The organism is Dyadobacter sp. AC419 (genome assembly GCF_979253085.1).
The window spans coordinates 170,465-177,997 of the sequence record NZ_CEEDCD010000031.1 but is presented as its reverse complement, the minus strand read 5'-3'; the positions used below and the strand labels follow the sequence as shown (position 1 = coordinate 177,997).

Genomic DNA, 7,533 nt, shown 5'->3' with positions numbered 1-7,533 from the left:
TAACCTTCTTGCTGAGCCAATTTTGCAGGATAAAGCGAACCGGCATAGTTCCCGGCACATTTCGTTGCACCCACGCCACCTTCGGCAGCACGGATGAAATGTGTTTCTACTTTCACGCGCGGCGGTTTCGCATAGTAAGTGCCAACCGGGCTTGTGAATATGATAAAGTAATATGAATCAGATGGTTTTACGCCAATATATGGGTCTGTTGCGAACATATATGGGCGAATGTATAGCGAGCAACCCTCTGTGAAGGCACCCAGTCAGCATCCTGACGAAGCAATTCTGTAAGCCCGGTCATGAAGACTTCTTCCGGGATCGTAGGCATGCAAAGACGTTCAGCCGATTTATTCAGTCGTTTCCAGTTGTCGATAGCGCGGAAAAGAAGCACTTCACCTTCTGCGCTTTTATAGGTTTTTCATGCCCTCAAAAATAGCCTGGCCATAATGTAGTGCGGCAGTAGCAGGGCTTAGCGAAAGGTCACCATACGGGACGATGCGGAGGTCTTGCCATTGGCCTTGGCGATATTCGGCGATAAACATGTGGTCGGAGATGTTCCGGCCAAAAACGAGGTTATTGAAATCAACCTCTTGCAAACGTGAATTTGTTGTTTGCTGAACCTCTATTTGCAACGTGTCGGCTGTCATGATCGCCTGAATTTTAAATTGCGGATATCGTTTTTAAGGATGTTTTTGCTTCTTCCTTAAAGTCCCGCAATTTAAAAAAATAAATCAATAATCAACAGATATTTAGTATAACAATTAAATTTTTGGAGCAACCCTCGGTTTCCACGTAACTTCCTCAATTTCCAGCTCGTAAGTCATGGCGCGGCAGAGCATAAAGAGGATCCTGAAAGGCGATTCAGATAGCGAACCACAATGTCCTCCACTTCCTCACCTTGCTGCAAATGGATCACCGCGCGCTCGGCACGCCGGCAAACCGTCCGCGCAATGTGCCCAAACGAAACAGACTGATGCCCGCCCGGCAAAACAAATGCTCTCAAAGGTGGAATCTGCGAATCAATCAGGTCCATTTCCGTTTCCAGTAACGCCACATCATCATCCAGTAAATCCGGCAAAACCCGCTTCACCTGATCCGATTCTGAGGCCAGATGCGAGCCAATTGTAAAAAGCCGGTCCTGAATCTCTTTCAAAAGATCACGTCGATGTTCATTAACAGGCTGGTCGCGGAGCATGCCAATGTAACTATTCAGCTCATCAACAGTGCCATAAGCATCAATCCGCAGATGGCCTTTACCAACCGCGTCCCGCCGATAAGGACGTGGTTCCTCTGTCACCTGTTTTGGTGTATATTTTCATTGCGGCTTATTTCGAATATTTCCTGAAGCGTGTAGTTTTTGGCATTGGGATCTAAAAGCTCCTTTTCAATTGCTTTCATTTCCGCCTTTGATGCTGGTTTCTGATTACCGCGATCGTTTTAATTTTTCGCTCTTTCATAATAGATTCTTCTAGTTTGTGTATTTGCCTCCCAACAGCTAATAGGGCGTATTCTTTCATTGCTAACTGTGAAAACAACAACTTTGATCCTGCCTAAGTTGCTTAAACCAATGGCTCTGTATCTCTGCTCGATACTAATGCTGCTATTTAGTCGATATATTACAAATGGGTCAGAAAAAATGCTTTCAACCTCTATTATACTATTTCCTCTTTCAGGGTAGTCATCCAGGATATGCCTCATATTATGGCTATCCCATTCAAATTCAATCATCCAATAAAATATAGTGTGTTATAAAAACGTCAACTTTCAAAGGTAACATTTCTAATCATTAACGTTCCCAATTAGGTTTTAGAAACTCCCCAACCTAATTTTGCAGCCAAATTTACTATGGCGAAAAAACCTCTTGAAGGTTACTGATTCATGAAAGTTACAACATTTGGTATAAAAGTATGGCGCTGGTTGTCGTTGGTCCTGGTTATTGGTGCGCTGTATGGACTTATTCGGTTTTTCCGCAGACGGTTGCTGTCGATTTCTCAGACAATGGTTTGGCAGAAAAATATCTTGAAAAAGAACACATTTTTTACATTGTAATGGCGCTGTTTCTGCTCAATAATGTGCTGATAACCGGCCTTGCCGACATATTCCCAAAGTGGATCCGATGCATTTGCCTATTCTGAACAAGAAAGTCTGGGCGCAGCACCGCGAAGAACTGAATGAGCATTTGATTAACTGGCTTTACTGTCTCGTCGCGGTCATCAACACGATCATCGGTATGAGCCTTTTTGCCCTCGCAACCATTAATAGTCAGCAATATAAGCTCGACGTTTTCGATTTTTCGCTGGCTGTATTATGCTGGCTTGGGATTAATGGTCATTGTTTTCCTTCTGCCTCTCCGACTTTTGTGGACGCCAGCTCCTGAGGACAAATTGTAAAAGGGAAAATGAAAGAGGAAGAATCCAAAGGCAGCGAAAATTGGCAAAATGACTGGCTCAAAGCGGCCGAATCGATTCGTTTGGAAGATTACACATATGATCTGCCTTGACGAAAAGATTGCAAAATATCCGCTTGAAAAACGGGATCAATCGAAGCTTCTAATCTGCAAATCCGGTGAAATCGCACACAAGCGTTTTACGGATCTGCCTGAGAACCTCGCTGCTGAAACGCTTCTCATATTCAATGATACTAAGGTAATTCCTGCCAGGGCTTGTGCCAAAAAGGAAACAGGAGCTGTCATTGAAATTCTGCTTCTACATCCAGAGCTGCCGACGCGCGTAATTAATGATGCGATGTTGGTGAAAAATTCCTGCGTGTGGGAATGCATGATCGGGAACGAAAAAACGCTGGAAGTTAGCAGATTCATTAACGACGGAAATCAACATTAATGGTCAGCTTGTTGTTCTGAGCGTTAATTATCGAGGATTATGGAGCGGAATTTGGTTCCGTCTAAATTGGAATGAGGACTTCGCTTTTCTTGACATTGTAAAAGCACTTGGCGAAATTCCATTGCCACCTTACCTGAACCGCGACACTGAGGCACGCGATTCAGAAACTTACCAAACCGTTTACGCCCATCACGACGGCGCCGTCGCAGCGCCAACAGCTGGCCTGCATTTCACACCGGAGGTGTTTGAAAAACTCCAATCAAAAGGTGTAAAGAGATCTTTTCTTACCCTTCACGTAGGCGCAGGAACATTTCAACCCATCAAAGTAAGCTCGGTAACTGAGCACCGGATGCATTCTGAGCAGGTGGTTTTTACCAAACAGTTGGTTAACGATCTGCTTGAAAACCTGGAAATGATCATTCCGGTTGGCACTACATCATTGCGGTCTTTGGAAAGTTTGTATTGGTTCGGCGTAAAGCTCTATCGCCAGGAGACAACGGATTTTTTCATAGAAAAGCTTTATCCCTATCCCTTTGAAGAAAAGGACCTTCCATCTCCAAGCGAAGCATTGCATTCAATTCTAGCTTTCATGGATCAACAAAACATCGACCACATTTTGGGTGAAACTGAAATCTTCATCTTTCCCGGCTATAAATTCCGCCTTTGCAAGGCCATAGTAACCAATTTCCACCAGCCAAAGGCTCTACGCTCATTCTCTTAGTTGCCGCGCTTACCGGCCAAGATTGGAAACGCATTTACGCTGAGGCTTTGGAGAATGATTATCGGTTTTTCAGTTATGGGCATTCTTCGTTGCTGTGGCGGAAGGATTAAGTGCAATTTGAAAATGCTTGAATTTTGATGTAATTTGTTTTGAAAAATCAAGCAATATGGGACACGCACAAATTTCAGAACAAAAGTACACCGTAGCCGAATATCTGGAAATGGAGGAAAAAAGCGAAATCCGTCATGAGTTTTACGATGGAGAGATTTTCGCCATGGCAGGAACGACTATGAATCATAACAGGATCGTAGGACGAATTCGAGGACTTTTTGAACGACGATTTCTCTCTGATGGCTGTGACGTTTTTGCTGAGAATATTAAGGTTGAAGCTGTTAAAAACTTCTTCTATCCCTATCCTGATGTGGTTTTAACTTGCTCAGCTGAGGATCGAGCTGGGACTTATATAGTTAAACATCCTAGTGTACTTGTTGAAGTTCTTTCTAAGACTTCGGCTTCGTACGATCGAGATTTCAAATTAAGAATGTACCAGGGAATCCCCTCTCTACAATGCTATATGCTCGTTTCGCAAAATCGATTCTATGTACAATTATATACTCGCACAGATCAGCCCGATACCTGGACTTACAAAGTATTTAATACTCCAAGTGACATAATAAGATTTGAATCTCTCAATTTTGAAATAACACTCTCAGCCATTTTACGAAAACATTGTTTTCATCCCCGACTGAAGAGATTATCTAAATCACTTCACCCCAATAACCTCACTCATCTTCGAAACCCCATTCTCGTTAAAAGCCTCAATGGCAAAGTAATAGGGCACACCCACATTTAAAGCTCTCAGCTCAAATGCATTAGGCTCGTCATTCCAGAACTGATAAGTCTGATACAATTTATCCGGCGCGATTCCCCAAAGCACATTATAGCCAATCACTCCCGGCACTTTTTCCCATTTCAAATCTGCATTTCTGGCGTCTTTTTGGCGAATGGCTGAGAAGTTTGCGGGCGTTTCAGGCGCTTTTCCAAATCCATTTCCAAAAACACGGAATTCGCTGATCGCCAGATTGGGTGAAGCAACATAAATATGCTCATAGCGAACATAGCGGGCTTTTACCGGTTTGGCCAGCTCAATGTATGCACACGGGCGATCGCGTTTGGGCTCTTTCGTGAGGTCGCTTACGACGTCCCATTTCTTGCCATCATTTGAAGTCAATATCTTAAACTGCGTGTAAACGACTTCCGGTTTGTTATCGAAAATGTCTGATTTGTAATCTGAATAATTTACCTGGAGAGCTTTAATTTCCTGTTCTTTTTGAAGATCAATGGTTAGCGTTTCACCGGGTTTGTTTTGTTTGGCGACCCAGAAAGTTCTGGGGTTTTCGTCTGTGATTTTTTGGCGGACATGGTGTCCATCACGGAAGACGCCGTAACCGGCTTTTTGTAGGAAAGCAGCATCCAGCCGGTGAACAGTTCGTCGCCTTTTCCTTTCCATTTTTGCGTCGTCATTTTGTGCGGAAAGTCGCCGAACCGGGTATTGGCGAACATTTGGCCGTCTTTGTCGAAACCGGCTGCATATCTCACAATCCTTCTTTCCATGCCCCAATTGTAGCCGATCCACGACGTTCCGGTGTTCCAGTAATTGCCAAAATTATCCTGAAATGTATTCCCATGCCCTGCCCCGGTCGCGAAGCCGCCGGGCTTGTAGGAAACCGGATTATAAGGCGCATAAGTGAATGGCCCGAGCGGGTCGTCGCCGATGTAAGTGCCATTGGCGTAAACATTGTATTCCGTGCCGGGTGCGCCGTATTGCAGGTAATATTTGCCATTATGCTTGGTCATCCAGGCACCTTCTGTGAATGGTTTGAAGGGATCGGAATGGTTCGGGCCGAAGCGTTCCCAGCCGTGCTCGTATTGATTTAACCAAAACATGGCCTTATACTGATCCTTGAAAGCCAGCTTTTTGCTGTGATCCAGCTCCGCGCCAAAAATCGGATAAACATTCGAAGAGCCCCAATACATAAACCATCTGTCGGTGTCGGGATCGTGGTAAATGGCTGGATCCCACGGCCCAATGTCCTTCGGCAGGCGCGGCGTCCAGCGATTGTAAAATTCCCAAATGCCCTTCTCCGGCGCAACGGAATATAGGATAGGCCGAGATTCGAATGTCGATTGGAACAAAAAAAGCGTGTCACGAACAGAAACAGCCGCCGGTGCACACATATCCTCGAAAGGCCAGCGGTTGGCAGTCAGATATTTCCAGTTGATCATGTCTTTAGAATGCCAGTAACCGCCCTGAATGGTCACAAACATGTAATAATCGCTTCCTTTTTCTGAAACTTTATGGTTAATGATCACCGGATCGGCGCCGGAACGATAACTTATTTTTTCATTCAACTGCTCAAAATTGTATTTGTAATCAATGTCCATCGGATTGCAATAGGTCGTTTGTGCAACCGCAGACTGAGAAATTAAGACTATGAATGCGCAGGAAATGGCTTGTAAAATGTTTCTGATCATTAGTATGTGAGGTTTGAATGCAGGAAAATCTTTTAATCATGCTAAAATAGGCACTTTCCCGGTAAACCGATAACGTTTACCTTTGCGCTTCGATTTTGAAATAAGAAACACCATTTATAATGACGATTGATTTTGTTGAAGAACTGCGCTGGCGCGGAATGCTTCATGATATGATGCCCGGAACGCATGAGCAACTGAAAAAGGAAATGACGGCTGGCTACATCGGTTTTGACCCAACGGCTTCGTCGTTGCACATCGGTAACCTGGCTACGATCATGCTTTTGGTTCACTTTCAACGTGCTGGCCATAAGCCATTTGCATTGATCGGCGGCGCAACGGGAATGATCGGCGATCCGTCATTTAAGGCTTCGGAACGGTCGTTTTTGGATGAAGAAACATTGCGGATCAATCAGGAAGGCATTCGCAAACAATTGGAACAATTCCTTGATTTTGACTGCGGTGAAAATTCAGCCGAAATGGTGAATAATTATGATTGGTTCAAAGATATTGGCTTTTTGCAGTTTTTGCGTGAAGCTGGTAAGTTTTTGAGCGTCAATTATATGATGTCAAAAGACTCAGTTAAAAAGCGTTTGGAAACGGGAATCTCATTCACAGAGTTTTCTTACCAATTGCTGCAAGGATACGATTTCTATCATTTATACAAAAACAAGAATATCCGTTTGCAAATGGGCGGCTCCGATCAATGGGGCAACATTACAACCGGAACTGAAATCATCCGCCGCAAGGAAGGCGACGAAGAAGGTTATTTTAAAGCATACGCATTAACCACGCCACTTTTAACCAAATCGGACGGCTCGAAATTCGGCAAAAGCGAAGGCGGAAACATTTGGCTTGATCCTGAAAAAACGTCTCCTTATGAGTTTTACCAATTCTGGCTTAACCAGGCTGATGAGGATTTGCCGCGTTATCTGCGGGTTTTTTCTTTCAAAAACAAAGAAGAAATCGAAGCATTAGAAACCAGCCACGCTGCCGAGCCGCATTTGCGCATCATGCAAAAAGCATTGGCATCCGAACTCACAATCCGCATCCACTCCGAACGCGCATATCAAACCGTTTTGAAAGCATCGGAAGTGCTATTCGGCAAAGCAACATTGGAAACATTGCAAAGCATCGAAGCCGACGAATTCGACACCATCTTCGCCGGTGTGCCGCAGACAGAGATTTCCAAACAGGATTGGAGCGAAACGGCCAACATTACGGATTTGATTTCAACCATTACCAAATTAGAAATTTACGCTTCAAAAGGTGAGGCTAGAAGAGCCATTCAGCAGAATGCGGTCAGTGTTAATAAAGTGAAAGTGAGCTCTGCTGAGCAAGCTTTGAGTGATTTTAGTTTGCTGCAAGACCGGTTTTTGTTGATTTCGAAGGGGAAGAAGAATCATTTGGTCCGGGTTGTTTAGTTGCCCATCCGTTTCG

Annotated in this window: 10 protein-coding genes and 2 pseudogenes; 7 read left to right on the top strand and 5 right to left on the bottom strand. The window is 44.3% G+C overall.

Going from position 1 to position 7,533, the window contains the following annotated elements; all coding sequences use genetic code 11:
- The 3 genes and pseudogenes from AC0IYG_RS30675 to AC0IYG_RS30665 form a co-directional block, all read right to left on the bottom strand.
- Positions 1–647: pseudogene (locus AC0IYG_RS30675) on the bottom strand (branched-chain amino acid aminotransferase family protein); the annotation flags it as partial.
- A gap of 114 nt (positions 648–761) precedes the next feature.
- A pseudogene (locus AC0IYG_RS30670) lies at positions 762–1,319 on the bottom strand (cob(I)yrinic acid a,c-diamide adenosyltransferase).
- 118 nt (positions 1,320–1,437) lie between these two features.
- Positions 1,438–1,698, bottom strand: a complete 261-nt coding sequence (locus tag AC0IYG_RS30665) for a BrnT family toxin (RefSeq protein ID WP_471714816.1) — start codon at positions 1,696–1,698, stop codon at positions 1,438–1,440.
- A gap of 209 nt (positions 1,699–1,907) precedes the next feature.
- On the opposite strand from AC0IYG_RS30665, the gene AC0IYG_RS30660 reads away from it, so the two are divergent.
- The 6 genes from AC0IYG_RS30660 (at position 1,908) to AC0IYG_RS30635 (ending at position 4,414) form a co-directional block, all read left to right on the top strand.
- On the top strand, positions 1,908–2,135 hold the full coding sequence (locus AC0IYG_RS30660; RefSeq protein ID WP_471714804.1) for a hypothetical protein: 228 nt from the start codon (positions 1,908–1,910) through the stop codon (positions 2,133–2,135).
- Entirely contained in the window at positions 2,117–2,377 is a 261-nt protein-coding gene (locus tag AC0IYG_RS30655) for a hypothetical protein (protein WP_471714803.1), read from the top strand. Before AC0IYG_RS30660 ends, AC0IYG_RS30655 begins: the two co-directional genes overlap by 19 nt.
- Before the next feature lie 109 nt (positions 2,378–2,486).
- A complete protein-coding gene (locus tag AC0IYG_RS30650; protein ID WP_471714802.1) occupies positions 2,487–2,840 on the top strand; it encodes an S-adenosylmethionine:tRNA ribosyltransferase-isomerase in 354 nt (117 codons plus the stop codon).
- Positions 2,841–2,961: 121 nt separating this feature from the next.
- Positions 2,962–3,561: an S-adenosylmethionine:tRNA ribosyltransferase-isomerase gene (locus tag AC0IYG_RS30645; protein ID WP_471714801.1), complete on the top strand. Its 600-nt coding sequence runs from the start codon at positions 2,962–2,964 to the stop codon at positions 3,559–3,561.
- The gene (locus AC0IYG_RS30640; RefSeq protein WP_471714800.1) at positions 3,504–3,671 is read left to right on the top strand and encodes an S-adenosylmethionine:tRNA ribosyltransferase-isomerase; all 168 of its coding nucleotides are present in this window, start codon (positions 3,504–3,506) and stop codon (positions 3,669–3,671) included. The genes AC0IYG_RS30645 and AC0IYG_RS30640 overlap by 58 nt, the downstream gene beginning before the upstream one ends.
- Before the next feature lie 56 nt (positions 3,672–3,727).
- Positions 3,728–4,414 carry a Uma2 family endonuclease gene (locus AC0IYG_RS30635; protein WP_471714799.1) on the top strand — a complete coding sequence of 229 codons (687 nt, stop codon included), beginning with the start codon at positions 3,728–3,730 and terminating at the stop codon, positions 4,412–4,414.
- Here the strand turns inward: AC0IYG_RS30635 and AC0IYG_RS30630 are convergent.
- The gene (locus AC0IYG_RS30630; RefSeq protein WP_471714815.1) at positions 4,325–4,969 is read right to left on the bottom strand and encodes a discoidin domain-containing protein; all 645 of its coding nucleotides are present in this window, start codon (positions 4,967–4,969) and stop codon (positions 4,325–4,327) included. The two genes, AC0IYG_RS30635 and AC0IYG_RS30630, sit on opposite strands and share 90 nt — an antisense overlap.
- Positions 4,906–6,096, bottom strand: a complete 1,191-nt coding sequence (locus AC0IYG_RS30625; RefSeq protein WP_471714798.1) for a family 43 glycosylhydrolase — start codon at positions 6,094–6,096, stop codon at positions 4,906–4,908. Before AC0IYG_RS30625 ends, AC0IYG_RS30630 begins: the two co-directional genes overlap by 64 nt.
- A gap of 125 nt (positions 6,097–6,221) precedes the next feature.
- On the opposite strand from AC0IYG_RS30625, the gene tyrS reads away from it, so the two are divergent.
- Entirely contained in the window at positions 6,222–7,517 is a 1,296-nt protein-coding gene (tyrS, locus tag AC0IYG_RS30620) for a tyrosine--tRNA ligase (RefSeq protein WP_471714814.1), read from the top strand.
- Positions 7,518–7,533 lie beyond the last annotated feature (16 nt).